Consider the following 324-nt stretch of genomic DNA (forward strand, 5'->3'; position numbering starts at 1 on the left):
ATATCCACATTTATTGCATATTTGTGAACTTGAAAAGAATTTACCTACCTTTACAACTTGTCTACCATACCAATTAGCCTTGTATTCTAATTGACGAATAAATTCTGACCATGACACATCAGAAATTAAGCGAGATAGTTTACAATTTTTAGTCATATTCTTTACTTGTAAATCTTCTATGCAAATAATATCATTCTCTCGTATTAATTTAGTAGATAGTTTTTGTAGAAAATCCTCTCGACAATTAGCTATATGTTCTTGAAGTTTTGCAACTTTTAATCTTGCTTTATTTCTATTTAAACTACCAATTGTTTTTCTCGATAG

The 324-nt window shown here is 28.1% G+C and carries 1 protein-coding gene; it reads right to left on the minus strand.

Annotated elements, in window-relative coordinates; genetic code table 11:
* Positions 1 to 324, minus strand: a 324-nt coding sequence (locus Q3223_RS19645) for an RNA-guided endonuclease TnpB family protein (protein ID WP_407812457.1), incomplete at both ends; no start/stop codon positions are given.

This window comes from Clostridioides sp. GD02367, from assembly GCF_045900275.1.
Lineage (GTDB): Bacteria > Bacillota > Clostridia > Peptostreptococcales > Peptostreptococcaceae > Clostridioides > Clostridioides difficile_A.